The 26,840-nt window shown below is 69.5% G+C and carries 27 protein-coding genes and 4 pseudogenes; 11 read left to right on the top strand and 20 right to left on the bottom strand.

Going from position 1 to position 26,840, the window contains the following annotated elements; translation table 11 throughout:
- The coding region (locus ACF073_RS36815; protein WP_392075932.1) for a transposase at positions 1 to 166 on the top strand (166 nt) is incomplete at its 5' end.
- Between the two features lie 93 nt (positions 167 to 259).
- On the opposite strand, the gene ACF073_RS36820 is transcribed toward ACF073_RS36815, so the two are convergent.
- Together ACF073_RS36820 and ACF073_RS36825 are read right to left on the bottom strand one after the other, a co-directional pair.
- The gene (locus tag ACF073_RS36820; protein ID WP_392075856.1) at positions 260 to 1,447 is read right to left on the bottom strand and encodes a hypothetical protein; all 1,188 of its coding nucleotides are present in this window, start codon (positions 1,445 to 1,447) and stop codon (positions 260 to 262) included.
- The gene (locus ACF073_RS36825) at positions 1,444 to 1,902 is read right to left on the bottom strand and encodes a hypothetical protein (protein WP_392075857.1); all 459 of its coding nucleotides are present in this window, start codon (positions 1,900 to 1,902) and stop codon (positions 1,444 to 1,446) included. Before ACF073_RS36825 ends, ACF073_RS36820 begins: the two co-directional genes overlap by 4 nt.
- 473 nt (positions 1,903 to 2,375) lie before the next feature.
- On the opposite strand from ACF073_RS36825, the gene ACF073_RS36830 reads away from it, so the two are divergent.
- Positions 2,376 to 3,419, top strand: a complete 1,044-nt coding sequence (locus ACF073_RS36830) for a hypothetical protein (protein ID WP_392075858.1) — start codon at positions 2,376 to 2,378, stop codon at positions 3,417 to 3,419.
- 76 nt (positions 3,420 to 3,495) lie between these two features.
- Here the strand turns inward: ACF073_RS36830 and ACF073_RS36835 are convergent.
- A pseudogene (locus tag ACF073_RS36835) lies at positions 3,496 to 3,864 on the bottom strand (glycosyltransferase); the annotation flags it as partial.
- A gap of 132 nt (positions 3,865 to 3,996) precedes the next feature.
- On the opposite strand from ACF073_RS36835, the gene ACF073_RS36840 reads away from it, so the two are divergent.
- The 3 genes from ACF073_RS36840 to ACF073_RS36850 are packed head-to-tail and all read left to right on the top strand — an operon-like array spanning position 3,997 to position 8,347.
- Entirely contained in the window at positions 3,997 to 5,172 is a 1,176-nt protein-coding gene (locus ACF073_RS36840; RefSeq protein WP_392075859.1) for a tyrosine-type recombinase/integrase, read from the top strand.
- Positions 5,169 to 7,766 (top strand): tyrosine-type recombinase/integrase, encoded by a 2,598-nt coding sequence (locus ACF073_RS36845; RefSeq protein WP_392075860.1) that lies wholly within the window; start codon positions 5,169 to 5,171, stop codon positions 7,764 to 7,766. Before ACF073_RS36840 ends, ACF073_RS36845 begins: the two co-directional genes overlap by 4 nt.
- Positions 7,763 to 8,347 carry a DUF6262 family protein gene (locus ACF073_RS36850; protein WP_392075861.1) on the top strand — a complete coding sequence of 195 codons (585 nt, stop codon included), beginning with the start codon at positions 7,763 to 7,765 and terminating at the stop codon, positions 8,345 to 8,347. The genes ACF073_RS36845 and ACF073_RS36850 overlap by 4 nt, the downstream gene beginning before the upstream one ends.
- A gap of 197 nt (positions 8,348 to 8,544) precedes the next feature.
- Here the strand turns inward: ACF073_RS36850 and ACF073_RS36855 are convergent, their stop codons facing one another.
- Positions 8,545 to 9,090: a hypothetical protein gene (locus ACF073_RS36855; RefSeq protein WP_392075862.1), complete on the bottom strand. Its 546-nt coding sequence runs from the start codon at positions 9,088 to 9,090 to the stop codon at positions 8,545 to 8,547.
- 309 nt (positions 9,091 to 9,399) lie between these two features.
- Positions 9,400 to 9,527 (bottom strand): annotated as a pseudogene (locus ACF073_RS36860) (IS5/IS1182 family transposase); the annotation flags it as partial.
- A gap of 368 nt (positions 9,528 to 9,895) precedes the next feature.
- Between ACF073_RS36860 and ACF073_RS36865 the strand changes: the two are divergent.
- The 6 genes and pseudogenes from ACF073_RS36865 (at position 9,896) to ACF073_RS36890 (ending at position 13,373) form a co-directional block, all read left to right on the top strand.
- Complete coding sequence (locus tag ACF073_RS36865; protein WP_392075863.1) at positions 9,896 to 10,120, top strand: hypothetical protein; 225 nt, start codon at positions 9,896 to 9,898, stop codon at positions 10,118 to 10,120.
- 223 nt (positions 10,121 to 10,343) lie between these two features.
- Positions 10,344 to 10,538 (top strand): DUF1918 domain-containing protein, encoded by a 195-nt coding sequence (locus ACF073_RS36870; RefSeq protein ID WP_392075864.1) that lies wholly within the window; start codon positions 10,344 to 10,346, stop codon positions 10,536 to 10,538.
- Between the two features lie 166 nt (positions 10,539 to 10,704).
- Positions 10,705 to 10,952, top strand: a pseudogene (locus ACF073_RS36875) (transposase family protein); the annotation flags it as partial.
- A gap of 504 nt (positions 10,953 to 11,456) precedes the next feature.
- Positions 11,457 to 11,795, top strand: coding sequence for an ArsR/SmtB family transcription factor (locus ACF073_RS36880; RefSeq protein ID WP_392075865.1), 339 nt, complete (start codon positions 11,457 to 11,459; stop codon positions 11,793 to 11,795).
- Complete coding sequence (locus ACF073_RS36885) at positions 11,792 to 12,511, top strand: cation transporter (RefSeq protein ID WP_392075866.1); 720 nt, start codon at positions 11,792 to 11,794, stop codon at positions 12,509 to 12,511. The genes ACF073_RS36880 and ACF073_RS36885 overlap by 4 nt, the downstream gene beginning before the upstream one ends.
- Positions 12,512 to 12,590: 79 nt before the next feature.
- Positions 12,591 to 13,373 (top strand): sulfite exporter TauE/SafE family protein, encoded by a 783-nt coding sequence (locus ACF073_RS36890; protein ID WP_392075867.1) that lies wholly within the window; start codon positions 12,591 to 12,593, stop codon positions 13,371 to 13,373.
- A gap of 16 nt (positions 13,374 to 13,389) precedes the next feature.
- On the opposite strand, the gene ACF073_RS36895 is transcribed toward ACF073_RS36890, so the two are convergent.
- The 15 genes and pseudogenes from ACF073_RS36895 to ACF073_RS36965 form a co-directional block, all read right to left on the bottom strand.
- Positions 13,390 to 13,725 (bottom strand): YnfA family protein, encoded by a 336-nt coding sequence (locus tag ACF073_RS36895; RefSeq protein ID WP_392075868.1) that lies wholly within the window; start codon positions 13,723 to 13,725, stop codon positions 13,390 to 13,392.
- A 52-nt stretch (positions 13,726 to 13,777) separates the two neighbouring features.
- Entirely contained in the window at positions 13,778 to 14,548 is a 771-nt protein-coding gene (locus ACF073_RS36900) for a MerR family transcriptional regulator (RefSeq protein WP_392075933.1), read from the bottom strand.
- Between the two features lie 128 nt (positions 14,549 to 14,676).
- A complete protein-coding gene (locus ACF073_RS36905; protein ID WP_392075869.1) occupies positions 14,677 to 15,582 on the bottom strand; it encodes a glycosyltransferase family 2 protein in 906 nt (301 codons plus the stop codon).
- 25 nt (positions 15,583 to 15,607) lie between these two features.
- Positions 15,608 to 15,973: pseudogene (locus ACF073_RS36910) on the bottom strand (glycosyltransferase family 2 protein); the annotation flags it as partial.
- 48 nt (positions 15,974 to 16,021) lie between these two features.
- Entirely contained in the window at positions 16,022 to 16,537 is a 516-nt protein-coding gene (locus ACF073_RS36915) for a hypothetical protein (protein ID WP_392075870.1), read from the bottom strand.
- Between the two features lie 167 nt (positions 16,538 to 16,704).
- Entirely contained in the window at positions 16,705 to 17,487 is a 783-nt protein-coding gene (locus tag ACF073_RS36920) for a hypothetical protein (protein ID WP_392075871.1), read from the bottom strand.
- A gap of 290 nt (positions 17,488 to 17,777) precedes the next feature.
- Positions 17,778 to 18,551: a hypothetical protein gene (locus ACF073_RS36925; RefSeq protein ID WP_392075872.1), complete on the bottom strand. Its 774-nt coding sequence runs from the start codon at positions 18,549 to 18,551 to the stop codon at positions 17,778 to 17,780.
- 29 nt (positions 18,552 to 18,580) lie between these two features.
- Positions 18,581 to 19,495: a hypothetical protein gene (locus tag ACF073_RS36930; protein WP_392075873.1), complete on the bottom strand. Its 915-nt coding sequence runs from the start codon at positions 19,493 to 19,495 to the stop codon at positions 18,581 to 18,583.
- A 344-nt stretch (positions 19,496 to 19,839) separates the two neighbouring features.
- Positions 19,840 to 20,019: a hypothetical protein gene (locus tag ACF073_RS36935; RefSeq protein WP_392075874.1), complete on the bottom strand. Its 180-nt coding sequence runs from the start codon at positions 20,017 to 20,019 to the stop codon at positions 19,840 to 19,842.
- 385 nt (positions 20,020 to 20,404) lie between these two features.
- Positions 20,405 to 20,908, bottom strand: coding sequence for a hypothetical protein (locus ACF073_RS36940; protein ID WP_392075875.1), 504 nt, complete (start codon positions 20,906 to 20,908; stop codon positions 20,405 to 20,407).
- Positions 20,905 to 21,687, bottom strand: coding sequence for a ParB N-terminal domain-containing protein (locus ACF073_RS36945; RefSeq protein WP_392075876.1), 783 nt, complete (start codon positions 21,685 to 21,687; stop codon positions 20,905 to 20,907). Before ACF073_RS36945 ends, ACF073_RS36940 begins: the two co-directional genes overlap by 4 nt.
- A 77-nt stretch (positions 21,688 to 21,764) precedes the next feature.
- A complete protein-coding gene (locus tag ACF073_RS36950) occupies positions 21,765 to 23,279 on the bottom strand; it encodes a VirB4 family type IV secretion system protein (RefSeq protein ID WP_392075877.1) in 1,515 nt (504 codons plus the stop codon).
- A 28-nt stretch (positions 23,280 to 23,307) separates the two neighbouring features.
- A complete protein-coding gene (locus ACF073_RS36955; RefSeq protein WP_370666686.1) occupies positions 23,308 to 23,769 on the bottom strand; it encodes a DUF6238 family protein in 462 nt (153 codons plus the stop codon).
- 106 nt (positions 23,770 to 23,875) lie between these two features.
- The gene (locus ACF073_RS36960) at positions 23,876 to 25,348 is read right to left on the bottom strand and encodes an SCO6880 family protein (protein ID WP_392075878.1); all 1,473 of its coding nucleotides are present in this window, start codon (positions 25,346 to 25,348) and stop codon (positions 23,876 to 23,878) included.
- An 82-nt stretch (positions 25,349 to 25,430) separates the two neighbouring features.
- Positions 25,431 to 26,816, bottom strand: a complete 1,386-nt coding sequence (locus tag ACF073_RS36965) for an ATP-binding protein (RefSeq protein ID WP_392075879.1) — start codon at positions 26,814 to 26,816, stop codon at positions 25,431 to 25,433.
- Between the last annotated feature and the right edge of the window lie 24 nt (positions 26,817 to 26,840).

The raw sequence follows: 26,840 nt of genomic DNA on the forward strand, positions 1-26,840 counted from the left end.
AGGCCGCCCGCCAGCCTTCGACCGCGAGGCATACAAACACCGCAACGTCGTGGAACGGTGCTTCAACCGTTTGAAGCAGTGGCGCGGGATCGCTATCAGGTACGACAAGACCACTGAGTCTTACGAAGCAGCCGTCACCCTCGCCTCACTCCTGATGTGGGCGTGACATTTGACGACAGAACCTAGGCCGCGGGCGCTCAAGGACAGCCTCGGACGGCTCCTCATGCGCAGGCTCGGGTTCGCCATGTAGGACACGGCGTTAGCGGTGTCGGGCGGTCGTGGTGGTGCGCGGCGGCGTGGGTGGTGCGGTGTCCACGGCGGGGCGCGGGCGGATGCGCAGCACGGGAGTGCGGTGCGGCGGCAGGACGGCGACGGTCGCGCCGAGATCCTCGGCCGCTTCTTCGACTTCGTGGGTGAGGAACTCGATCTGCCGGCCCAGCGCCGAGAGGCGGGCGGCGATCTGGCGGCCCTGCACGGTCTCCAGTGCACTGGCGAACTGGCTGCTCGTCTCCAGGAGTTCCTGGAGACGGACCATCGGCCCTGCCTTGTAGCCGCGCTGGGTGGCACTGAGGAGGGCGTTGGACGCGTCACCGGCATGCTGGGCCTCGATGACGTCCCGGGTGAGTTCCTGCAAAGACACCTCCGGGACCGGAGCCGGGCGGTTGAACCGGGAGACGTCCGCGCGCAGCACGCCGGGCGGGACCGGAGCGGGCAGTACCTTGCCCGCCTCGTACTCGTGGGCGTAGCGCCCGATCACCTGCCAGCCTGGCGCGTCTGGGTCGCCGCGCAGAGCGACCACCGTCGAGTCGTCGTCCTCGACCAGGTGAGCGAGGGTGATCGGCTGCCCGTCGGCGGCGTACCACGACTCGGTCAGTTCCAGCTCGCCGCGCTGCTGCGCGGCCTGGGCCCTCTTGGTCCACTTCTGCTGTTCCTCGTCGGTCAGCGGAGCCTTGTGGTGTTGGCCGTCGCGCTGGTCGGCGAGGTTGCTGGCGATGGAGCCGTGGTCCGCCCAGGCAGCGAGGTGGGGCCACAGGGCGGCGTGCTGAGCGCGCTCGGCCGGGGAACCGGGGGTGGCCGGCCGGTCGAGCGCCCGTCGGATCTCGGCGGCGGAGGCGGCCAGGCCGTCCAGAACGGCCCGCCAGCCGGCCAGGTGCCGGGCGGGTGGCAGCTCATCGAGCACGAGGCGGGCGGCATCGAGGAGAGCCTCGGCGTGCGGGGCGAGGTGGGTGGCGTACGCCTCCACCGCCGCCTTGTCGCGGCTGCCTCGTGCGGCTGCCGCGGCGCCCGCGTGGACGGTACTGCCGTACCGGTCGCGTGTCATGTCGAGCGCGGCCTCGGTCTCGCGGTCGATGACCGCCATCCGCAGTCGGAAGTCGCGCGCCCGGTTGGCCAGTTCGGGAGCCGTCGGAGAGGGCCCGTCGGGTGCCGGGCTGCTCGCGGGTGTCATCGGGACCGCCCGCCGGTCGCGGCCATCAAATGGACGGTCGGCGCATAGGTGGGCTTCGGCGGGATCGGCCGGGCCGACGGCGGGGAGGTGGTGGGCGGTGCTGAGCGCTGCGTCGTTTGGCCGGCGGCGGCCTGGGCGAGACGGCTGCGGCGGTCCTGGAGTCCGTTGGGCCGGGCGAAGCGCGGCGGGCCGGCCGACAGGGACGGGTCAAGACGGATGTCGACTTGCACGGTGTAGCCGTGGCGGCGCAGGTCGTGGACGGCCTGGCGGGTGCGGCGGACTCCGTCGCGCTCGGGCTCGCTGAGCCGGTACAGGCCGGGTTCTCCGGGAACGGGCTCGAACTGCTCGCGCTCCAGGTACCAATGGGCGATGTGCGCGGGCAGGGCGGCGGTGAAGGAGGCCACGAAGCCGTGTTCCTCGTGATCGCCGAAGGCGAAGTGGGTGCCGGGTTGCAAGGGGGAGGGGTTCTCCTCACGTTGTTGGGGTGGAACGGTCAGGGACTGCGGTGCTCGGAACGGACTGTGGTGGAGGGACAGGCCGACGCCGAGACGGAGAGGGTCGGGCGGCGGTGGGTGCGCTTGTCCGGGCCTGGCGCAGGAAGACCTCGCCGGACGTGGCTGACTCTCGGTGGTGGCCGGCCACGCGCGGGCATGGCGCTCCTGCGTCGGCACGGCACCGCCGTGGACGGACGTCCCCGTCGAGCAGAGTCGCGGCGTCGGCCGGATCTGCGCCTCAGCTTCGAGCCAGGTCTTGGGGAGTTGGCCGGTACAGACGGCGAGTGGCGGTGTGGGTCACAGCAGGGGCCGGCCGAAGGCGTTCGAGGCCGGACGCACATCATCATCTAGCCTGTCCCGAACCCGCGGCTGACCCCGATCGGCATGGAGGAATGGCTGCGGTCTTTCTCCCCACGGAAGGGCCAGGTGTGCCAGTGACCGTCAACCCCTACGAGCGACGACTCAAGATCGAGGAGCGGACGGGGGTGAGTAAATTCGGCCCCTCGCCGCGTGATCCCGTCGGATCCGGCACCCCTCTCGCCTTCCCGCCCATCGATAATGGGCTCGACTATCTGGTCATGGTCGTCGACCATCTCGCTCCCGACGAGCACGGTGAGAAGCCCGGACCACGCCAGCTCAAATACGTCGTCCTCCACCTCCAGGCGGCGGCTGAGGTACTACTCAAAGCCCGTCTGGAGCAGGAGCATTGGAGCCTGGTCGCGGAGAAAGTCACCGAACGCAGATTCAGCCGGGCGAAGTTCGAGAAGGGTGACTTCACCAGCATCGCGCCCGGTGAGGCAGTACGCCGCATCCGGGACATCGTCGGTTTCGAGATCACCGCAGCCGAGGAGAAAAGCCTCGACGCCCTGGCGAAGACACGCAACGCGCTGCAGCATTATGGGCTGACCGAGACCTACGAGTCCGTCGAGGCGCTGGCTGCCAAGGTCCTCGACTTCCTCATTCGGTTCTTGTACGAGGCGCTGTATCCAGACGTGCAAGCACTGGCCGCTGCTGGCGATGACGTCCTTCAGGACCTCGAATACATCAGCGCCGGCGCGAACCGCATGCACACGTACATCACCGAACGCCTGGAGCGGATCCGGCCGTCTCTCGAAGGGCTGGAGGCACTCACCGTGCAGTGCCCGCGTTGCTTCCACAACACCCTCGTCGTCGAGCGCAACCGAGCCAGTGACCCCCAGCTGACACCACGGTGCCGCTTCTGCCACGTCGAATGGCTGCCTTCCGCGCTTGCCTACGAATACGCCGTGATACACGACAGCGGGCTGAATACCGGCGACCTCCCCACATGCTTCGGCTGTGGAAGCTCGCGTGCTGTGGCCCGAGAGGTTATCCGCGTTTGCGACCTCCTCCCGAGCCCTGAGGACGACGGCCCGCTGCCCGAGTTCCACAGCTTTGGCAGTGTCGGCTTCTGCTTCGAGTGTGCGGCCCCGGTCACAGCACCGGCACCCGAAGGGTGAACGTAGACAATGCTCGTGATCACGTGAAGAGCTCGTTGCTCATGATCACGTGGAAGTGCTCACGAAGTGGCGGACCCTAGACCTCACCGTGGCGGAGGACGGCGCGCAGGCTGCGGCCGTACTGCCAGGCATGCTCCCGGGCAGCGGCCTCCAGCTGGTCGTATCCGACCTGCGCTGTCATCTGCCCGTTCCACTTGCGGTATTTGTACACGGGGACTGGCAGCAGGATTCCGGGCGCGAGAGCGGTCACGCCGAGGGCCGCGCAGTAGTCCTCGCCCTGGACGAGGCCGCCCATCGGCGCGGCGCGCACGAGGTCGGTGCGGGCGAGGATCGTGGTCGGCCCGATGGGGATGGTGTCCGCCGGCGACTTCCAGTACGTCCACACGTCACCGGCCTCGTGTCGCCCGGGCGGCGTGGGGCAGCGCCACAGGGTGGTCGAGCCGTCTGTTTTCCGGCTGAGTCCGGGGTTGTTCGGGATGTTCGCCGGACCAGTGACCGGGTACGTCACGTGCTCGTTTGCCGACCGGTGCCGTGATGTTCGCCATGTCGGTGGACGGGTCGGCTCGGAGGAACTGTGGTGCGAACGCTGTCGGTTGGTCAGCTCAGGGTGCAGTCGGTGCGGTACGGCGATGGCCGTGAGGCGTACACCATCTTCGACTCGGTGCGAGGAGTGCATGGCGGGGCGGACCGGTACCTGGTCGACTACGCCTGTACGGGGTCGGATCGGACGTACGCCTACCTTCTCGCCGATCACCTTCGGTGGCTGGAGCACGAAGGGCTGACGCCGGAGGTCGTCGGGTTCGGTGACCTTGAGCGTTACATGGGCGCGGTCGGAGCGAAGATCGCCGGACCGTATGGACGGCCGTGGCGGGTGGGGAAGCGGCCGTACGGCAACGACGCGCTGCGCGGCGCCGCGGCGGTCCTGAAGGGCTTCTATCTGAAGCAGGCCGAGTTGGGCGTCAACACTGAGTTGGTGGGGGCGTTGAAGCTGCACCGGATGCCGACCCAGCGGGATCGGGACCGGTCGCTGCTCGGTCATCTGCAGCGGAGCATGCAGGCGAATCCGCTGGCGCCGAAGTCGGTGCGGCGTCGGCACAAGAAACAGCTGCCGGACGGCGCTCGGGCGGTGTTGCTGGATGAGGTCAACTCCTTGCGGGATCGGATGGTGGTGGAGTGGCTGAGCGATGGTGGGTTCCGGGCGGGTGAGATGTGCGGGCTGCACCTGTGCGACCTGCACCTGCGGGAGGAGGCCGCGTGCGGGGAGTGCCGGGGTCCGCATGCCCACGTCTGTCACAGGGACGGGCTGGTCAACGGGGCGAGGGCAAAGACGAAGTGGGAGTGGGAGCTGCGTGATGGGGTGATCAACGGCGGGTTGATTAAGCGGGTCAGTCCGGCCATGGTCCATGCGTACTTCGAGTACCTGACCGTGGAGTATCCGCGCGGTGCTGCGCACGGCATGTTGCTCGTCCAGCAGCACGGCCCCTCGCGTGGTCTGCCGTGGGCCCCGGAGGGGGCGCGCAAGATGCTCAAGCGGGCTGGCCGACGGGCGGGCCTGGGATTGATCAAGCCGCACATGTTCCGGCACACCTGGGCCAGCGCGGTCCTGGAGGCTGCCGACGGGAATCTGGCCATCGTCCGTGATGCGGGCGGATGGGCCTCAACGGAGGTCGTCGATGAGATCTACGCGCACGTCGACGTGAACGACCCGGTGTTTCACGATGCCCTCCGGACGACGTGGGGTGAGCTGCGGTGAGCGAAGCGCGGCGTGTCCCTTTGCAGTTGCTGGTCAGCACGTCGGCTCGTGCGCGACGTGATCGGCTGGAGATCCTCACCGCCCTTCTGGGGGCTCCAGGTGTCGAGCCGGTCTATCGCGATGCCGTATTGCGCTGGCCCGGCGACCACCTCGTCTACGGCTGGTTCTGCCGGGTCAACGGCTGCCGCGCCACCCGCACGAACACCGTGGACCTGTGCCACCCCCATCGCGCCGAGTGGCGAGCCGCGAAGAAGGAACCCGGCTCCACGCGCAGGGAGTTCCTGCGCACGGCCCAGCCCAAGGTCCTCGACCTTCGGCTCATGGAGCCGCCGGACTGCCGGTTCTGTCCTGAGCGCCCATCCCGTCATCTCGGGCTGCGGCTCTGTCTGACCCACTTCAGCCGGTGGAACAAGGTCCTGTTCAGGAAATTGGATCTCACCTACGACGAATTCGTGGCGCTGCAGACCGAGGCCCTCCCCGGCTACGGCGACTGCCTGGTCGAGTCCTGTGTCGGCCGGGCGGACAGCCCTCTTCGGCTGTGCTACGTCCACGACGAGCGCTATCGCAGTGACGGCCGGCCCGGTGGCGCCCAGCGACCGGCAGGGTGGGGCGGCGACCGGGTCGTCGGCCGCGACCCCGTCGAGATCATGTGCACTGACCCTGATGCCTTCCGGCACTGGTGCCGCACCGCCCGGCCCGCCTCGCGCGCCGGCACGGTCAATCTTCTCGGCCTTGCGCCGCTGGTCCAGGCCGAGATCCGCTTCGGGTTGTTGGCCCACGCCCAGAAGGCCCAGCGCACGGCCTGGCCGTTGTGGCACATCCAGGCGGTAGCGAACCTGGCCCGCCTGCGCGGCGTGAACTCTGTGCTCGACCTGCTGTCCGACCCGGCGGCGCTCGCCGAGCACGAACGCAGAATCCTGCGCGAGACCGCGGACGAGCTGCGGATCGTCTACGTCACGAAGAGGGAGGCCAAGGAGGCCGGTTTCGTGGAGACCGAGCACTACGGCATCCGCTACAAGCGCCGCTCCAGTCACTTCGACTTCACCGACGTACCGCAGCGGTGGCTGCGTGATCTGCTCTGGGATCGGGTGGACCGCCGCTTGCGTTCCCCGCAGGCGCCGCGTAGTCCGCAGCACATCGAGGGCGGGCGCAAGGCGTGCGTCGAGCTCGGAGTGTTCCTGAGCGCTGTCGCGCCCGGTGGCGGCCACGATCCGGCGGTTCTGACGGCAAATCACATGCAGCGTTTCGTCGCCGATCACAACAAGCGGGCGCGTGAGGGCCTGCCGTCGTTGGCGATTAGCCGTGACGGCAGGCCGATGAAGGTCACTGGCTATACCCGCCGCCAGACCTTCAATGAGGCCCGCTCGATCCTGCGCGATGCGATGGAGACCGGGGAGGCCGAACACATCGGCCTGCCGCGGGAGTTCATCATCGCCCTGCCGAAGGCTCAACGGGCCGACCGCACCCGCAACCCGTTCCCCGACCCGGTGGCACGGGCCCTGGCCGACGAGACGAACCTGCAGCTGCTGGATGACCGCTTCGACCCGAACGACATGGGCTATCGCGACATCTGGGAGGCTCTGGTGTTCACCGGACGCCGGGCCTCGGAGGTCACCGAGCTGCGGCTGGAATGCACGTCGATCCACCGCAACGTCCCCTTCCTCTGGCACGACCAGACCAAGGTGGGCAACCTCGACGAGGCGATCCGTATCCCGCAACGCCTCTTTGAGCGGCTTCAGCTGCGCAAACAGCTCACCGTAGAACGCTTCGAGGACCTCTACGGCCGCAGCCCCGGTGCGAAGGAGCGCAAGACGCTCGCCCTGTTCCCCTCGCCGCACAAGAACCCGGACGGCACGGTCGCCATCACCTACAGCATCTTCGGCGACGCCTTCCGCGACTGGCTGGAGGCGCTGGACGTCGGCGCCTGGGTGCCGCACCAGGCCCGCCACACGCTGGCGACGAACCTGTTGAAGAACGGCGCCGGCCTGCACCACATCAAGCAGTACCTCGGCCAGATCTCCGTACGGATGGCCGAGCACTACGCGAAGGTCGCCTCCTCGGAGGTCGACGACGCACTCGAGCGAGTCTGGGTCAGCGGACCGGGATCCGCCGAACCGGGCCTGCTGCTCGCATCGCCCAACGAACACATGACGAGGGCCGAGGCCCAGGCCATAGCGATCGATCTCTCGCGCCGCAGCACCCCGGCCGAGGGCGGCCTGTGCACATACCAGCCCGTGGTGCGAGGCGACGCGTGCCCGTGGGACCTGGACTGCCACAACTGCGACAAGTTCGTAATGTCCGGCGCCGACCTCCTGTACTGGCGCCGCAAAGCCGAACAGTGGGCCTCGTTGGCCGAACGCGCCCCGGACGACCGCACCGCCGACTACCTGCACACCGTCTTCGAGCCCACCGCCCGCGCCATCAGCGGACTGGAGAAGGCACTGGCTGGCCTCGGCATGCTGGAGGACGCGCTCGCCCTGGACCTGCGCCGGCCCCAGGACTACTTCGACCGCATGTGGTCGCTCGCCTTCCGGGCCAGCGACCTCGCCGCGACCATCCCCGACGGCACCGACTCGTACGAGGAGCCTGCGTGACCGACTCATCGCACCGCACCGCCCAAGCCCTCAAGGCGCGGCGCCAGAAGACCGAAGCCAGCCTGGAGCGCATCCAGTGCGTCGTCGACCACCTCGCCAAGAGTGGCAGCCCGATCACCGTGGCCGCGGTCGCCCGCCAAGCGGACGTCTCGCGCACCTTCCTCTACGAACACATCGCGGCCCGCACCCTCGTCGCCGAGGCCGCACTCCGGGCCCGCGGACTGCGAACGCAGACGGATCAGGCCCAGCGCGACGCAGTGGAGGCATCCTGGCGAGAACGCGCACTCAACACCGAGGAAGCCCTCAAGCACACCAACGCGGAGGTCCTCAACCAGCGGGAACGTATCGCGGAACTCCTCGGCCAGATTGCCGCACTGCAGGGCGAGTGGACCGACGCCGATGTCGTGCGCATCACCACTGCGAACGTCGCCCTGCAACGGGAGGTCAGAGCGCTGACGGCCGAGCGGGAGCGCCTTACCAAACGCCTGGCCGCGGCCCGGGACAACGCGCGGTTCGCCGACAAGCGCATCGCCGCGCTCGAAGCGCAGATTGCAGAGCAGCTCACCGCCCCACCCTCCTAGGGAGGTTTGGGCCTCACCGCCGGGCTTGCAATCGGTACCCCTGCTGTCCCATTTCCTTCGCCGATCTCGCCGAGGAGAACCGGCCTGCCGCGCCCTGCTGCTGACCACCGACGAGACAGGGCCCAGGCTGTCTGATTCAGAACGTTCCTGGCGGCACCTGTGTGTCCTTCGCGCACGGGCCGCCGCGGCCGTAGAGGTCAGTTGCCGGAGCTGTCGATGTGTCGGGTCGTGTAGGCGTACATGGGATTGTCCTTTTGAACCTCCGCGAAGCCTCGAGCTGTCACGTACTGCCTTCGGACCGATTCCTTGGTGGTGTAGAAGTGGCCCGTACGCTTGTACAGGGCGTACATCGGGACGCTACCGGGCTTCCTGGCGAGTAGGACCCGACCGATCGGGCCCTGGTTCTCGTAGCCCCGCTGCTTGAGCGCGTCGAGTTCGCCAGTCACAAGAGCATGGTCAGTGCGGCCGGCGTTATAGACCTGGTAGAGGGGTACGGCGTCCGGGTTTCGCGTGTCCGTGGGGTAGATGTAGGCAGCGACACCCTCGTACGTGAACCCCTGGTCCTTGAGGGCTTGCCCCGCATCCGTGGTGGTCGCGTAGGCGAAGTCGTAGTCTCCATCGACGATCTTGGCGTAGGTGGAGATCGGGACGTTCGCCACGGCACGCGTGGATTCCGCGGACGCAGTGGTGGCCCCGGGCAGCAGGGACAAGGCTGCCGCGACCCCCAGCGTGAGCGCGCTCATCCTGGTGCGTCGAGAAGAAGGCCGCGCAGGGGTGCTTGGCGTGGACGTGGAGTCAGACTGCATGGAAGCTCCGTGTTTCAGTGGTGATGTCTGTCGCAGATAGTTTGCAGAGAATTACCCTTAGTGCATGCCGGGGCTCGCGGATGATCGCTCGGACTAGGCCAAGCGGGGGGATTCCATGCGGGCTCGGCCTCAGCCGCTGGCTAGAAACGACCACTGCTGGGCGCTATCGGTTTCCATGATCACGCGGGCATGTCCGCAGGACCGCGGCTCCTGCATACACGCTCTCCGCCGCAGTGAGCGTTTCCAGCGTTGCCTCTCCAGGGTGAGGACGGCTTGATGACGCTCATGCGGTTGGGGCTGATGCGGGATCTGCGGAAGATCTGCCAGGACTTCAGTCGTGCCATGCCTCGTTTGACAGGTGCCCGGGCCGCGGACCCGACCAGAGCACGGAGGCGAGCGGCCCCCGAGAACACCCGGACGAGCACAGGGTGGCGAGCACGCCGAGCACGGACCGAAGCCCGCTTGCCGTAGTCCTGGTGGTGTTCCTCGCAGCGTCCGCGGTGCGTCGCCGGCTCGGTGCAGTCGATACAGCGCACGGTCCCGCACCCCCTCTAGCTCGTCGTCCTGGTGCTCGTTGTCACCCTCGGAGCAACGGCATATGGTCTGGTCAAAGGCACAGTGCCCACACCCGGAGTCGAACGGGGAACTCTGCGGGTCGTAAGCCTGCGCACCTCCGCCAATAGAGCTAGGCGGGCTTCAAAGTCGCAGGGGACCGTTTCCCCGATCCGGCATGGTCGTTTCTTTGATCATGAAGAAGGTTGTTGCTGCCACTGCACTCGCCGTCGCGAGCATTGCTCTCGCCGCCCCCGCTCACGCTGACGATGACTGGAACTTCGCAACCGGCATCGGCCCCGTCCCTGAGACCGTGGGCCAGGAAGTCGCCAAGGTTCCGGTGCTCGCCGCGTACGTCGGCAACCAGAAGAACAACGCAGCCAACGGGAACGTCCTGGAGCACGCCAAGCCGTAACGTCGGGCAACTTACGGCCCTGTGCCACACCCGGGGTCGAACCGGGAACTCTGCGGATTGTGTACGGATCTCCCCGAGGGGGCCGGTACCGCGCACCTCTACCAGTTGGGTCATGTGGGCTGGTGGTCGTCCTGCCATGCCCCATTCGGGTGACAGGACGTATGTCCAGAATGTGCACCGGGTAATTGCTGCGCTACATCGAACAGCGACGAAAGGAACGGTCTTGAGCGCCAATGTGGGAGATCGCTACAACGACGGTGCAGGAAGCGGTGTGCGCAATCGCACGGGGAAAATCCTGGAGGTGAAGGGTCCGGACGGTACCCCTCCCTACCTCGTCCGCTTCGACGACGGGCAGGAGCAACTGGTCTACCCCGGTCCCACCGCAGTGATCACCCCGGCTTCCGACACGGACGCTTAACATCTATGTCGTCCTCGCCGGCTCGGCCGGTCCGGACACTGAGCGTTTTCAGCGTGGCTACTGATCGGGTGACGGGACGGCGTGACGTTGAGGTACGCAACGGACAGGGCTCCCGTGCCGTTGAGGGAAATGTTCGACGTCTCAACCCAGCAGCACAGGAGCCCTGTTGGTTCCCTATCCTGCCGCACTCGACCTGCCTCACGCCCTGGTCGAGTGGGTCACGATGCTCATCGTCACCCGCGAGGGTGACCGGCGGTGCAAACTCCCGCCGCACCGCCGTGCACTGGTCGTACTCGTGTACCTGCGCCGCCACGAAACCCTCGCCCGCATCGCCGCAGCCTTCTATCCGTCGGCACCGCCCACTCCTACGTCGCATCGGTCACCGACCTACTCGCCGAGCAGGCACCGGGTGTAGGTTCCGCAATTCCGTGAGCACTCGCACCTGGAAGGTCGTGTGTTTCCGTGATCGGTGTGCACAGGTTCAGGTGGGTGATCATGAGCAGAAGTCCCACGCCGGAGGTGTGCGGACACCACTCTTCGTGACGGTGGGCCGCTGTGGTCGAAGCGATTCGGGAACAGGCGTGACGTCCTCCTTGGGTAGTGAGGTGGGGGTACTTCAATGATCGCGACGAAGGCCGGTTTCCATAACCGGCGATCACCGGCTACGTTGCGCCGCCGGGCGGACGCTCGTGGCTGAGGTCCTCTGCCACCGACCAAGTGTCAACGGAGTATTGGTGGCACCGTCATCGTCCTCATTCCGGCTTCCGCCCCCGCTGGCTGAGAACCCCGACCAGGGCCTGCGTAAGGGGCATGTCGCCGCAGTGCTGGCTGTAGCTCGCCTCCCCCCGACGCCAGCCGACCACCCACAGACCTGAATACAGAGTTTCCTGAATTCAGGACTTTGTGTACTGTCATCGTGTGCTGACCGTTGTTTCCGACATCGAGGTGCTGGCCCGCTTCGGCCGCGCGCTCGCCGACCCGATCCGCTGCCGTACCCTGCTCGCCCTGCGCCAGGCGCCGGCCTATCCCGCCGATCTCGCCGACACGCTCGACATCTCCCGGACCCGGCTGTCCAACCACCTGGCCTGCCTGCGCGACTGCGGCCTCGTCGTCACCGTGCCCGACGGGCGCCGCACCCGCTACGAGCTCGCCGACGAACGCCTCGGCCACGCCCTGGACGACCTTCTCGCCGCCGTGGTCGCGGTCGAGTCGGACAAGACCTGCCCGGACGCCGCCACGAAGGACTGCTGCTGTTGAGCGCGATATCCCTCGGCCCGTCCCCGGCCCGCCGCGACGCGCTCGCCCGCCGCGTACGGCTGCTGGTCGCCGCGACCATCACCTACAACGTCATCGAGGCCGTCGTCGCGATCACCGCGGGCACGATCGCCTCCTCCACGGCCCTGGTCGGCTTCGGACTGGACTCCGTGATCGAGGTGTCCTCCGCCGCGGCGGTCGCCTGGCAGTTCTCCGCCCGCGACCACGCCGTGCGCGAGGCCCGAGAGAAGACCACCCTGCGGATCATCGCCGTCTCCTTCTTCGCTCTCGCCGCCTACGTGAGCATCGACGCGGTCCGGGCCCTGGCCGGCACCGGCGAGGCCGACCGCTCGATCCCCGGCATCGTCATCGCCGCGCTGTCGCTGGCGATCATGCCGTTCCTGTCTGCCGCCCAGCGCCGCGCGGGGCACGAGCTCGGCTCCGCGAGCGCGGTCGCCGACTCCAAGCAGACCATGCTGTGCACCTACCTCTCCGCCGTCCTGCTGGTCGGCCTCGTCGCCAACGCCACCCTCGGCTGGTCCTGGGCCGACCCCATCGCCGCCCTGGTCATCGCCGCCGTCGCGGTCAAGGAGGGCCGCGACGCCTGGCAGGGCAAGGGCTGCTGCGCACCCACGGCCCGCACCCCGGATCCCGCCGGGACCGCCGGAGCCGCAGCGGGCTCCTGCGGCTGCGCGCCGGGCTGCACCTGCTGCTCGTGAACATCTCGTTGCCGCCGCCCCCCACCGTCGCCGGCTCCGCCGATACTGACCGGGCGATCAAGGAGCGGCGGAGGCAGCGGTGGAGTGGACGATCTGGGTCGGGTTCGCGGCCGGACTGCTGATCTCGACAGTGACCTCCCCGGTCGGAGTCTCGGGGGCGGTCTTCCTCCTGCCGGTTCAGCTGAGCGTCCTCGGTGTGTCGAGTCCGGCGGTCACGCCGACGAACCTGCTGTTCAATGTGGTGGCTGGGCCAGGGGCGCTGTGGCGCTACCGCCGCGACGGCGCTCTGCGCGGCGGGCTGGCCCGGCGCCTCGTCGCCTGGACGCTGCCCGGCGTCCTGGTCGGCGCCGCCGTCCGCGTCTTCGCCCTCCCCGGTCCCGGCGTCTTCCGCCTCCTGGTCGCCGCGTTCCTGCTGCCGCTCGGCATCTGGCTGTGCCTGCGGACCCTGCTCCCGGCCCAGAGGCGTCCGGACGGGGCGGAACCGGCGGCGCGCATGCTCGCAGCCCTGGCCCTGACGGTCGGAGTAGTCGGCGGGATCTACGGTATCGGCGGCGGCTCCCTGCTCGGACCCATCCTCGCCGCGCGCGGCCTGCCCATGACCCGTATCGCACCGGCCACCCTCGCTGCGACGTTCACCACGTCCGTCGCCGGGGCCGCCGCATACGCCCTGCTGGCCCTGGCGAGTTCGGGTCCCGTAGCGCCCGACTGGTCGCTGGGCCTGGCCTGCGGCGCGGGCGGGCTGATCGGCGGCTACCTCGGCGCACGCCTTCAGCCCCATCTGCCCGAAACCGCGCTCCGCCTCCTGCTCGGCGCCCTCGCCACCGCCCTCGGCGCGGCGTACGCCGTCCAGGCGCTGACCTGATCCCGCGGCGGCCGGCTTAGTGGCCGCGCGGGGTGTACATGATGACCGCCATCCCGGCGAGGCAGACCAGCGCGCCGATGACGTCGAAGCGGTCGGGCCGGTATCCGTCGGCGACCATGCCCCAGGCGATCGACCCGGCGACGAAGATCCCGCCGTACGCGGCGAGGATGCGGCCGAAGTTGTCGTCGGACTGAAAGATGGCCACCACCCCGTACAGGCCGAGCGCGATGACGCCGGCGCCGATCCAGATCCAGCCCTTGTGCTCGCGGATGCCCTGCCAGACCAGCCAGGCGCCCCCGATCTCGAGCAGCGCGGCGACGACGAACAGGGCGATGGAACGGGCGACGAGCACGGTAGGACTCTCCGGACCGGGGGAAGCGGTTGTAACGGGGAAGGCCGCGCGGTCAGGCGGCGCGGCCGAACAGGTCGGCGAGCAGTTCCGCACCGTCGGCCGGCGCCCGGACTTCCAGGTGCAGGCGCCGGCCGTCGAGGTGGAGCCGGAAGTCGAAGAACGGGCAGCACCGTTGCTCGGCCGCCGCCAGTTCCGCCACCCGCGCCGTCCGCTCGACCGGCAGCGTCAGCCGCAGCCCCTCGGGCACCGACGTCCGCACGGCGCCGTCGACCGCCTTGCGCCACTGCGCGGTCCGCTCGTGCAGGCCGTCGCCGGTGAGGGAGCAGGCCACCGGCGCTGTCCGCCACGACTCCGCCTCTGCTTCGGCGGCCTGGCGGCTGGGTGCGAGTGCCACGTCGACCGCCTGGGTGCCGACGGCCGGTATCGGCGTGGTGAGGAAGCCGCACTCGGGATCGCACGGGCTCGCGCGATCGGGCAGCGCATCCAGGTGCTCCAGGGCCGTGTACAGGGAGGCGGTGAACGCAGCCAGCTCGGCGGAGCGTTCCTCGGCCTCGGTGAGGCGGGCGGCGAGCCGCGGCCGCAAGTCGGCCTTCACGTCCCGGCAGGCGCCCGATTCCCACACTCCGAGCAGCTCGCCGATCTCCTCCAGCGGCAGCCCGAGGTGCTTGGCCGCGCCGATGAACGCCAGCCGCTCGACCGCGGCCTCGCCGTACAGCCGGTATCCGGCTGGGGTCCGGTCGGCCGGCAGCAGACCGGCGCCCTCGTAGAAGCGCAGGGTGGTCGCCGGCACGCCGGAGCGCTCGGCGAGCTGGGAGATCCTCATCGTGCTCACACCTCGACGGTAGACCTTCGACCCGGGTCGAAGGTCAAGCCGGCTCATCCACGGAGCGTCACCGCTGCCCATGATCACGCGGAAATGCTCGATCGGTGCTCATGATCACGCGGAAATGCTCACGGAATTGCGGAACCTACACCGGGCCTGAAAACGCTCAGTGACTCCAGGTGCTTGCCATGGTTCCAAGCGAACCGGCGAGCCTGCTGCTCCATGGCCGGGTACTCGGGCTGGGCCGTCATTTGCTCCGCGTGCTTGCGGTAGTGGTAGACCACGGTCGGCAGCAGAGCACCGCAGGCAGCACCGGTGACACCGACGAGATACGCGTAGTCCTCTCCCTGGGGGAGAGCGGCATAGCCACCGCTCGCCCGGACGATGTCGGTGCGCACCATGAGCGTCGTCGGCCCCATCGGAATGGTCGAATCCGGAGATGCCCAATGGCGCCAGACATCACCAGGTTCGTGGAATCCAACCGGAGTTGAGCAGCGCCAGGTGGTGAGCGAGCGGTCAGGACGAAGGTCTGCAGACCAGCCTGCGCACCAGCCCAGACCATGCTTCTGCGCGTAGTTCAGGCGCACGGACAACGACTTCGAGGGGAGGACGTCGTCATCATCCGACGTGGTGAGCCAGTCGGCACTCACCTCGTTCATAGCCAAGTTGCGCGCAGCTCCCGCTCCCACCGGCCGCGGAAGCGCAACGACCTTCACCCGCGCATCCGTGCGCATGATTTCGGGCACGCCGTCTACGGACACGCCGTCGAGGGCCAGAATCCATTCCCAGCTCACGTCCTGGTCGCGAAGGCTCGCATAGAGCTCCATTAGGTACGCGATCCGGTCCGGCCGAAGCCGCGTCGGAGTGACGACTGCGACTTCGGCAGTAGGCGTGGAACGCAGTGGGGCTCTACCTTTCAATGCGGCGACGTTGTGCAACTGGCATTCTGCGGAACCCGAACGAGTGGACTGGGGCTCCTTCGCGAGCGCCGTGGCGTGCATGTCCGCTACGTTCAATCCCAGGTCACCGGCCACAGAGCGCCTCCGTCGGCTGGAAAACGTCGGGGTAGTGGTCCTCGCTCCAGCCCGCACACCAGCCGACCGCGGTGGACTCCAGGGTGTTCAGCCGTACGGCCATGGCGTCGTCGGTGAACTCGTCATCGTCATCTGCCCAGTTGGTGTACGGGGTGCGTACGTGGCCGAGGGCCAGGTTCCTGGCGCAGGCGGCGCCGACCGGCCGGGGCAGCGTCAGCGTGCGGACGCGGGGGTCCTGCGCGAGCGGGGCCGGCAGACGGTCCGGCGAAGCACCGTCGAGTGCGATCACGGCCTCCCATGGCACGGACTGCCGGGTGAGGCTGGCGTGCATGGCGGTCAGGTAGGCCAGCCGGTTTTCGCGCAGGCGGCTGGCGATGACGACGGTGATCAAGGGCTTGGTGTGCGGGGGCAGGGAAGGCTCCGGGGAGACGTGGGGGAACTAGCGTCGGGCGGCGGGGCGCGGGGCGCCGGATTTCGCCGGGGCTGCGGCGGGGGCGCTCTGGGGTTGCCTGCCGCGCGATGCCCGGATGGCCGGTTTGGGGTCGGGGGAGGACCAGGCCGCCGGGTGGTCGTTGAAGGCGGTGCGCGGGTCGGTGGCCCAGTCCACGACCGGGCCGGTGTCCTCGGGGAGGAGGCTGATCACCTCTATGCCGTGCTTGTGCAGGACGTAGCCCCATTGCATGTCCTGCTCGGCGGCGGTCTCGTCGGTGACCGACATGCGCACCGGCGGGGAGCCGTCTGGGGTGATCAGGTGGTCGAGGGTTCGGCTGGGCCACTGTTCGCCGCCGGTCAGCGCGGCCACGAGTGCGGGCGGGGCGCCGTCGAGGAGATCGGTGCCCAGCTCGTCCCAGCCGACGGCGACGTCGTCGATGAGGTGCCGGGACATGGCCTCCACGTCGCGTCCGAACTTGTGCTGGTAGGCGGCCAGGAGGAGGGGGAGGTGGTGGCTGGGCACGCCGTCGAGCTGGACGTGGATGCCGCTGTACTTCGTGCCGGTGGTGGGGCGGGCGATGAAGGAGCGTGTGGACAGGGGCTTCTCCGGATCGAGCGAGAGAGCGGGGACGTTGGGCGGCCATCAGTTGGCGCGCGGCGGGTCAGGGTGTGCGTCTACGCGCGGTCCGACTAGGAGGCGACCGGGGGGCCGGAGGCGTCGGTGCGGGCGCAGGTGTAGCCGATCAGGCGGGACGGGGCGGCCTTGGCGGGGACGGTGGCGGCGTCGTTGCACACGAAGGTGTACGTGATGGAGGTGCGGGGCACGTCATGGAGCCAGGCCCGGTCTTCCTTGCCGGGGTTGATCTGCAGGCCGGAGTGCGCGACGGCGTCGGTCTGGGTGTGCGTGTGGGAGAAGAGGATCAGCGCGCCGCCGTCGGTGGTCTTGAGGGCGTAGACGTCCGTGTAGCGGTTGGCGGCGTCGGCGAAGACGGAGGTCCCCTGGTTCCCGAAGCGGGTGCCGGACTTGGCGTGGACCTCGATCTGCCGCTTGCTCGCCTCGGTCGGGGCGAAGACCTTCGTCCCGGTGTGCGTGCCGCCGGTGGCGAAGTTGTCCAGTACGGCTGTGCGCAGCAGGTCGGCGCCCGCTGCCAGCTGCTTGTTGCCGTCGGCGGCAACGGCCGTCGCGTACCCGTCCCGGTCGAGGGCGATGTCCGGGAGCTTCGGGCTGTCGTCGAGGTCGACGACGGAGACCATCTCCCAGCGCTTGTGCTGGGGGCGTTCGGCGAACACGGCCAGCCGCGAGGGTGCCTTGCCCTTCTGGTCCGAGAGCGCGGCGGCGAACCAGCGGTTCTGTCCGGCGGCCAGGCGCGGGATGTACAGCTTGGCGCTGGCGGTGTCGTAGGACCAGGGCTTGTAGGGCGTGCGGTCGGCTGCGGGAAGTCCCTCGGTCTCGGTGTAGTCCGAGGCAGACATGGCGTAGAGCGGGCCGTCCTCGACCGTGTCGAGCAGGGCGCGGTTGCGGTCGGCGTTGGCCGCGTTGTTGATCTTCGCGTAGTGGGTGATGACGTCGCGGGCCTGGGCGGCGCTCAGAGCAGGTGCCGGCTTCGGCGTGCTGCTGGCGCTGGGCGTCTGCTTGGCGACGGCGGTGCCATTGTCGGCACAGCTGGTGAGGGCCAGGGCGAGGCAGGCGGTGCCGGCGAGCAGCGGCAGGGTGCGGCGGGCGATGCGGATGGAGACTCCAAGGGTTGATGGGCGGGGGCGGGTCAGCGCGTACGGCGGAGCGGGGACGCGGCCTTCGCTGACGCCGGCGGCATGCCGGCGCTGGTGGTGGGCGCCGAGTGGCGCAGGTTCACGCCGATGCCCTTGGCCGTGAGCTGCTGAGCCACGGCATGGACACGAAGCGCGCGACCGCTCTCCCCGTAGGCTGCGGGCACGAGGAACGCCGCCTGGTGCGGGTGGTACTGGAAGCCGTGGGCGTACAGCGTCATGCGGGCATCCACCGGCACGCTCTCGTACGGCGCGCCGAGGGCTCCGTCGCCGTACAGGGTCAGCGTGAGGACCTGATCGACCTGCGGTGGGGCGGGCCGGTGCGGAGGCTCGGGCTGGTTTGCCGCGTTGTCGAGTACCGCGCGCAGGGCTTGTTCGTAGCGGGGCAGCACCCGCCGGGCGACTTGTGACGCGGCCCGCGCGGGATCGGCGGGGACGGCGATGCCGTTGGGTTCCTCGATTCCGGCGAAGTGGTGGGGCTTGATGCGCGCACCGTCGGGGGCGAGGGGAGCGACGACGAACTGGTACGGGTAGCGGGGCCGGTCGGCCACATACAGCCGCTGGCCAGCCGGGCCGTGGAGCACGGCGTCGTGGGTGAAGACGTACTGGCTGACGACATAGTCGACGTGACCGGTGCCCCAGAGCCTCTCGTTTCGGGGGAACTGGTCCGCGTACTGCGAATGGCGCTGGTACTCGCTGGTCCAGGTGCCGGGCAGGCGTGCGGCAAGGCCGGCGGCGAAGGCGGCCAGGTCGGTGCGGGGTGAGGTCATGTGTCCTGGAGGGAAGCGATGGTCCGGGGTCAGCGCGTGTGCCGCGGCTGTGCCGGCGGAAGTACTCGCGGGGGAAGAGACGGTGCACGGGCCGCAGTGGACGAAAGCCGCGGCGCGGGCACCAGCGGGGTCAGTGCCCGCATCCGGTCCTCGGCCACGTGCAGGACCTCTGCGAGGTTACGGATCTCGGCGGCAGCGTCGGCGAGGTCGTAGGACAGGTCGAAGCCGTCGTCCTCCTCGGCTTCCTTGGCCTTCTCGCCGGCTGCTTCGAAGAACTCGCCGAGCTGCGCCAGCAGGCCGTCGGTGGGCTCCAGGATCTGGTGCAGCAGGGCAGCGGCATCCGCATGCGACTGGGCTCCGTTGAGCCGGTCGGTCAGAGCGCGCAGCGCGTTGCCGTAGACGTAGACGGGAGCACGGTCTGGTGTGCCGGGGACATCCCGGGCCTGGGGCGGGGGCGTCGGCTGGACTGAGCGCACGTGGGGGCTTTCGTGGGGTGGTAGCAGTCCGAGCTGGGCGAGGCGGTGGTCGATCGCCTCGATCAGGGGCTCCGCGTTGCCGCCGTGGCGGGCTTCGGGCCGCTGGGGAGCGCCGGGGTCGGCGGAGGGGGCGGAGTCGTAGAGGACCTCGAACAGCGACGGGTCGTCGGGGTGCTCACGCGTCGCGATCCAGCCCTCGGGGTCTCCGGGCGGGCGCTCGGAGGACGGCTCCTGCGGCGGACCGATGATCAGGCAGCTGTCGTCGGGGAGCGAGACGCGCACGATGTAGGCGCTGAGGCCGAACTCGATGTCGCACTGTAGTCCGCGCGCCCGCAGCGGCGTGGTGATGTGCGCGTGGCGACGCCACAGCTCCTGCCACCACGGGGTGTCCACGTTGCGGTGGTCGGGAAGCGGTGCGAGCGAAGCCGCGCGGCGGGAGTCTGGGGTGCTCGCTTCGTCAGCGGCCACGGTTCCTCCCGCGGGAGGAGGCGGGCGATCGGTGCGGTGGAGGCGTCCGTCCAGCGGGGGTGGCTCCCGGTTGCGACTCCTGACTGAAGCCGAGTTCGTACTCGTCGTGGGTGGCGATCAGGTCGTGTTCCATCTGGGCTTCCTGGTCGGCGACCTGTGCCATGAGGTCGTCGAGTTGGGCTCGGCGTTGTTGGTATTCGGCCCATTCGGTGGCGTTCAGGTGAGGGGGACGTTTCAAGAGGACTCCGTGTGCAGGCGGTGGCGGTGCCGTGTCGATCAACAGTGGTGGTCCCTCGGGATCGCGTATGCGAGAGTCGGCCGGGACTGGAATCGCAGAAAGAGAGCTATCGGCGGGGTGCGGTGCCGGGGGACGGAGGAGCGGGCGGGACGCCTGAGCTGGCCCCAGGCTGGCCGCCGGTCGGTGTCGCGGGGGTGGGGGCCGGGTCGTAGGCGGCGCGCAGCCTGCTCAGGCCGGCCTCGTCGGCGAGGGCCAGGACCGACAGCGCCCGGCTGGCCGCTGTCATCAGCAGGTTTGAGGGAGATCCTTTGGCCGCACCGCGGTTCTCCCGCCGCCACCGGGCGGCGGCGACGAGGCAGTCGCTCACGGCGCGCAGTGCAGGTTCGGCGGCGTCCAGGACGTGGTCGGTGACTGCTTCGATCTCTGCCGGAGTCTGAGCCGCGGCGAGGGCGTCCAGGTAGGGGGTGAGGTCGGGTGCGGGCCAGGGCTGGTCCGGCAGCGGATGAGCGTCGCGGAAGGGCTGCGCGTCGCGTCGCGCCCACCGCTTCAGGTCGCCGCGGGTGGCGAGGTTGTACCGGGCGGCGTGGATCTGGTCGGCGTCGCGGCCGACGTTGTCGTACAGGTCGAACTCTGGGTCGCGCGAGATGATGCGGAAGTCCTTCGGGCGAGGGCTACAGGTTGTCGGTGTCGGGGAAGCCGTCGAGGGGGTCCTGCCGGTAGCCGAAGACGGACTCTTCGAGCGTGGAGAGCCGTTTGCAGTGGGGGTTCTCCCGGTAGGCGTCGCTTCGGCTGCTGACGTACTCCTGCTTGTGTGCTTCTGCCGTGGCGGTCCGGACAAAGTTTCGCGAGGAGATACGGCCCCACTCGGTCATGTCGGTGGCGGTGCTGTCTTTCATCCACACCCAGATGCCGTTGCCGAGCTTCATGATGCTCTTGGGGTGGTACATCCCGTTGGTGGTGCGGTGACGGCGCGGGCTGTGGCGTTCCCCGAGGTCTCGCATCATGGCCTGGCCGGCCTTCTTGATAACCAGGCCGAGCAGTTCCTCGCGCGGAGCAAGCCGTTCGCAGAGCGCTTCGAGAAGCTCGTCCTGGTGGATACGGCCGGTGTCCGTGGTGACCTGCTGGGCGGCCTCCAGCGCGATCTTCCGGAGGACGGGGTCGGAGGTGAAGTTCACGGAAGGTTACGCTCCTGCCACACCGAAGCCATCTCGGCCAGTGCCGTGGCCGCATGCGCGATGACCTCTCGGGTCACGGCGCGCCCGGGCGGCGCGAACTCGGGGTCGTACAGGGCGAAGGTGCGGCTGCCCCGGACCTGAGCGAGCGAGGGGACCACCTCGCACAGCAGTTGCGTGGCGACTCGTCGCTGCCGTAGGTCCTCTTCTATCCGGGCCTTCCGTTCCGCCCAGGCGCCCTGCAAGGTCAGCTCACCTTCGACGACGCGGTCGGCGAGGGCGGGATCCTCGTTTCGGAGCCGGGCAAGCTGCGCTTCTGCTGAGTCAGCCTGCGCCTTCTTCTCCCGTGCCGTTTGGTACGCCTCATCGATGCCCACGGCGCCGGCGATCACGGAGTCGACGAGATCAGGGGTGTAGCGCAGGACGATGTTCGCCTGGCCGATCCGTCCCAGCGACACGCCGGCCTGTTCAGAGACTGAACGGGCGGACCGTTCAGTCTCTGAACGGGGGTCCCGTTCAGAGACTGAACACGCCTTGGCGGCGATCATCGCGGCCTGGCCCTTCGACAGGCTGCGGCGGCGGAGGTTGACCGACAAGGTGTAGGCGCTCGGGTCGTCCCCGCTGTAGGTGACGTACTCGGGTGTGACCTCGGCGAGTTCGCAGGCACGGAGCCTGTTCCTGCCGTCGAGGATCCGGCCGGAGGAGTCCAGGACAATGGGCTGTAGTTGACCGAGGTCCCGGATGTCGTCGGCGAGGGCCTGGAGTTCGTCCTCGTCGAGCATGGGGAACAGCGCGGTGGTCGGGTGAGATTCGATCGTGTTTCCTGTCGCGAGTGGTCTGGGATGCACTCATCGGGGTTTCAGTGCATTCGGGCGTCGGTGTCGAAGAGCGCCAGTTCGTGGCCGTGCAGGAGGTGCTGCACGATGAAAGAGCGTCCGGCGACCTTCCACAGGCCCCTGCCGCGGTTGAGGTGGGCGATGGCGTCCATCTCGACGGAGGTCAGGCCGAGCAGGGAGGCTGCGGCGTGGAGCTGGTCGGTCTCCTGGCGGTAGATGATCCGGGTGGAGCAGTCCGCCAGGAGGCCCTCGGCCAGGGCGCGGCCTTGTGATCCGGCGTCGCCGGCGGTGAGTAGGTCGGACAGCCGGTGGATGACCATGAGGTTGGCGATGCCGAGGCCGCGGCTGAGCTTCCACTGGGCCTGCATGCGCTGCAGCAGGCCGACGTGCCGCATCAGGCGCCATGCCTCGTCGTACACGATCCAGCGCCGGCCGCCGTTCGGATCGGAGAGGGCGGACTCCATCCATGCACTTGCGCAGGTCATCGCGAGGACGAGGGCGGTGTCGTCGCCGGAGCCGCCGAGCCGGGAGAGGTCGATGGTGAGCATCGGCGCGTGCGGGTCGAAGGCGACGGTGGAGGGGGCGTCGAACATGCCGGCCAGGTCACCGTGGACGAGGCGGCGCATCGCGTGGGCCAGGTCGCGTGCGGCGTCGCCGAGTTGGCCGGACATCATGCCGGCGGCTTCGTCGAGCGCGTGGGGGTTGTTGAGGGTGGCTGCGACGTCGCCGAGCAGCGGGGTACGGTGCGTGTCGGCGGCGCGGGTGACAACGGCGTCGAGGGCGACGTCCAGGGCGGTGTGCTCCATCGGCATCAGGTCCCGGCCCAGGACCGTGCGGGCCAGGGAGCCGAGCAGGAGCAGACGCCGTTTGCGGATCTCGCCGACCCAGTCGGCCTCCGTCACGCTTGCCGGGCGCGGGGCCGCGTCCAGGGGGTTCAGCCGTCCGGGCAGTCCGGGCCCGAGGGCCACGGAGCGTCCGCCGAGGGCTTGTGCCACCGGCGTCCACTCGCCTTTCGGGTCGCACGGGACGTAGACGCGGTAGCCGAAGGCGACCGAACGCAGCGCGAAGGACTTGGCGAGCGCGCTCTTGCCCTGGCCGATTACCCCGGCGAGCAGGAGGTTGGGGTTGGTGAATCCCTCGACCTTGCCGTACAGCGCGAACGGGTCGAAGACGAACGATGCCTCGGCGTGGACGTCGCGCCCGATGTAGATGCCCTCGGCGCCGAGCCCGCCTTCGGCCAGGAACGGATACGCACCGGCGGCCACGGCGGTGGTCATGCGGTGGGCGGGCAGCTTCAGCCGGTTGTTGCGGGCGGAGGCCGGCCCGGGACGTCCGCTCGGAGGGTAGAGCGCGGCGGGCATCTCGTGCTCGGCAGAGGTGCTCTCGGCCTGGTGGGCGCTGGCTTCGGCGCGGGCCTTGGCGGTTGCCTCGGCGAGCTGGCGGCGGGCTGCCTTGCGGCTGGCCCGGTCGGTGCCGTGGGGGGTGAACAGCGGGCTGGCGGAGGCGCGGCGGGCGCGACGGGCGGGCCGGTGGCTCATCGAGGGCCCTCGATTCTGCGGGTGGTGCTCATCGCACGCAGGCCGTGGTGTGCGGGCGGAGGTCGGTGGGGGTGGTCTTGCGGCGGACGACGTGTCCGGCGGCGAGGTGGCGCTGGCAGATCGTCAGCACGGGCGGACCCTCAGGCAGCCGCTCGGGATGGCACGCGCTCGCCTCGGCTCCTGCTGCGGTACTGCTGGGCAGCAGGTGGAAGGCCGAGTGGATCTCGGTGGCGGCTTGCCAGAGGCGTGTGTGCACGGTGCCGAGGTGGCGGCCGGCACCGGGATGCGAAGGCCGGGTGCTCTCAGCGAGCCGGTCCAAAAGCTGGAGCAGAGCGGTGAGATGGGCGTGGAGCAGATCAAGGTGCAGGCGGTCCGCCGGCCGAGGCGGGTTCGCGTCCGGCGGTGCCAGGGCCCGGGTGTGGTGGCGGAGTCCGGCGCTCGCCGCGCGGAGGTAGGGGTGCGCGTCGTGCGGAGGTGTGCGAGAGGTCAAGGGTGCTGGTCCTTCCTGCCGCAAGGCAGGTGCGGTGACGGGTGATGCGTCGCGGGTGATCGATGAACAGCGGACCAAGGCGCTGCCCGCTGGGGGCGGCGCCGTCTCATAGGGCGGTGCGGGCGAGCGGGAGCGCGGTGAGAGCGAAGGCGTCCGGCTGCTGGTAGTTGAGCCTGCGGAGATCGACCCCGGAGCTGACGGCGTGGGTCTCGATCTGCGCGCAGGCGGCGTCCAGGAGGGCGTCGGTCTCGGCCGTGACGGTGACCAGGCCGGTCAGTGCCACGTCCGCATGCCCGGCGATGAGCTGCCGTTCGCGCATTTTGACGTCGGCGTACTCGACGGAGTCTTCCTCACGGTCGACCTGCCCCCGGCGGGCCCTCTCGTTGGCGTCGGCGATGATCGCCGCCTTCTTCCGCTGGACGTCCCGCAGCGCGGACTCGAGCCCCTGCGGCACGTATATAAGGGACAGGCTGCGCCGCACGCCGGCCGTGAACATGATCCCGTGCAGGAACCCCGCCCCCATCTCGGTACGCGGCCAGTTCTCCACCCAGTACGTCGCGTGCCGGGCGCTGTCGGTGGCGAGGCGGTCGTACTCCTCGACCTGGACGACGGGACCTGCGGCTGCGGGGTCGGCCTCGGCGCGGCCGGTCTCCGACCACTGCTGGAGCGCGGCGAGGGCCCCCGGGTCGTAGGCGGTGCGGATGACGGCGGCGATCTCCCGCGCGCTCAACCAGCCCGTGACCATCAGTCCGGCGTTGCGGGCTGCCTGCGCGATGGACGCGGTGGTCTGCTCCATGACGGTGAACGCACCCGGCAGCCCTCCGCCGGCCTGGCTGATCAGGCGCCGGGCGGCCTTGAGGTCGAGGGAGATGGCGAGGTAGGTCTCGTGCGGTGCGGCGGCGGGGCCTGCGGAGGCGACCAGTTCGGAGTAGATCTGCCCGGCGACGGGGGTCTGGGGCTGCCCGTTCTGCGTCCAGTGCCGGGTGAGGGTGTCGCCGCTGTCGGGGACGGTGCGTTCCAGTACCTGCACGGTGGCGATGTGCCCGGTGCGGGCGATGCCCGCGAGCGCGCGTCCCCAGCTGCTCACGTTGTGGTTCTGGGTCGTGGGGTCGAGGAGGGCGAAGGCGCGGCTGCTGACGCGGGCGATGGCGGTCAGGGTCTGCTGGTGCGGGTCGTGGACGGCCGCGGCGCCGTTGGCGGAGTCGCCGGGGGTGACCACCTTCAGGGAGGCGGCGCTGCCGGGCAGGTGGAGGATGCCGTCCTGCCGGGGGCGGGTGACGGGCCGGGCGAGCCAGAGCGTCTGCCCGGTGCGGCGGCGGTGTGCGTAGCGGGCGACGATCGGCGTCCAGTCGATGAGGGAGCGGCCGTGCCGGCGGATCGCGACGAGTGCCCCGGACGTGGCCCACAGCGGTGTCAGGGCGATGGCGCCGAGCAGTCCGGTTGACATCACTGTCATCAGCAGCAGCGCCAGCGTGCAGGAGACGAGGATGAGTTGGGGCAGGGAGAGGCCGAGGAGGATGCCGCGGCGGGACCGGTGCGGGAACTTCACCGTGACCGGGGCGACGGAGAGATCAGTCAAGGGGCGGGTCCTGGTGGCGCGGGGAAAGCCGGGGGCGGGAGATGGCGTGCACATCCCGCCCCCGGGAGTCGGTCAGGGGGTGTCAGAGGCCGCTCGGAGGCGGCGGGGGTCCGCTCGACCCGGCGGACGGGGCGTTCTGTGAGCCGGAGGACGGTGGTGCGCCCTGCGGCGGCGGCGGGGTGGTGGTCGGCGGAGTGGACTGCCATCCGCCGCTCTGCCCTGACGCGGTACTGGCGCCGGATCCGCCAGGTCCCGGGCTGCCGCCCACCTGGCCGCTGGTGTCGTCGGACACGCTGGTCGGCGCGGGCTGGACGGCCTTCTCCAGGCCGGACTTGACCGCGTCGCCGCCGGGTGAGCCGCCGGTTCCGCCACCCTGCGAAGCGCCCTTGCCGCCGCCGCTGCCGCCGGTCGGGTTGGCGGCGATGTCGCCGGGGAATCCGCCTCCGCCTGCGGCGTCGGGGCCTTGCGCGGCGGCGACGCCCGCTCCGGCTGCCGCGCCGCCACTCCCGGCGGTGGCGGCTGCCGCCGCGGCCTTGCGGGCGGCGTTCTCGGCGTGGGTCTTGGCGATCTGCGCTCCAGTGCCGCCGGCTCGGTGGATGGACTCGCCGTCCGTGCCGTCGGCCGCCCAGTGCACGAACTTGAAAACGGCGTACGGGCACAGCAGCACCAGGATCATGATCACGATGCCGGACATGACGTCGGCGAGGGCGGCGATGCCGTCCTTGGCCTCGGTCTTGCCCATGGCGGCGATACCGAGGACGAAGATCACGGTCATCAGCAACTTCGAGACGACGAGGGTGGCGGTGGCCTCGATCCAGCCCTTGCGCCAGCGTCTGGCGACCTCCCAGCCGCCGCCGGCCGAGGCGAAGACGGCGAGGGTGACCATGACGAGGATGCCGACCTTGCGGACCATCATCACGCACCAGTAGAGGAAGGCCCCGATGGCGGCACCGAGGCCGACGACGACCGGGATGAGCCATCCCAGGCCCGCCAGCGATGCGATCTGGCTGACCTTCACAATGCGGCGCACGGCCGACTCGATGTTCATGTGAGCGGTCTTGAACAGGCCGTCGCTGACGGCGTCGACCACTTCGACCGCGACCGTGGTCACGGCGATGGCGCAGAAGGCGAACAGGACCCCTGACATGGTGCCGGTGAAGGCTTGTGTCAGTGCTTGTCCGTCGCGTCTGATAGCGGCCCGGACCAGCTGTGCGCAGAAGGTGGCGACCAAGAGGACCAGGCCCAGTGGCAGCAGCATCTCGTAGTTGTCGACGAACCACGACGCGTTCAGGTCGACCTTCGTGGTGGTGTTGACCGCTTCGGCGGCCAGATCGGCCGCCGCGGCTGCCAGTTCACCGGCGGACTTCGCCATCCAGTCACCGATGGCCTTGCCGGGGTCCGAGGCGAAATCGACCGCGTCACCGACCGCGCAGAGCTTGTCGGCCAGGGGGTAATCACAGAAACCCACGGGGAGTTACTCCTCCTTTCTTGT

This window comes from Streptomyces sp. NPDC015171 (assembly GCF_043079545.1).
In the GTDB taxonomy this organism is placed as follows: Bacteria; Actinomycetota; Actinomycetes; order Streptomycetales; family Streptomycetaceae; genus Streptomyces.

Coding starts and splice junctions, on each gene's coding strand:
- ACF073_RS36820 (WP_392075856.1), bottom strand. CDS start 1,447: ATGACACCCGCGAGCAGCCCGGCACCCGACGGGCCCTCTCCGACGGCT.
- ACF073_RS36855 (WP_392075862.1), bottom strand. CDS start 9,090: ATGAGCGCGCTCACGCTGGGGGTCGCGGCAGCCTTGTCCCTGCTGCCC.
- ACF073_RS36900 (WP_392075933.1), bottom strand. CDS start 14,548: ATGAGGATCTCCCAGCTCGCCGAGCGCTCCGGCGTGCCGGCGACCACC.
- ACF073_RS36920 (WP_392075871.1), bottom strand. CDS start 17,487: ATGTCTGCCTCGGACTACACCGAGACCGAGGGACTTCCCGCAGCCGAC.
- ACF073_RS36925 (WP_392075872.1), bottom strand. CDS start 18,551: ATGACCTCACCCCGCACCGACCTGGCCGCCTTCGCCGCCGGCCTTGCC.
- ACF073_RS36935 (WP_392075874.1), bottom strand. CDS start 20,019: ATGACAGCGGCCAGCCGGGCGCTGTCGGTCCTGGCCCTCGCCGACGAG.
- ACF073_RS36945 (WP_392075876.1), bottom strand. CDS start 21,687: ATGCTCGACGAGGACGAACTCCAGGCCCTCGCCGACGACATCCGGGAC.
- ACF073_RS36950 (WP_392075877.1), bottom strand. CDS start 23,279: ATGAGCCACCGGCCCGCCCGTCGCGCCCGCCGCGCCTCCGCCAGCCCG.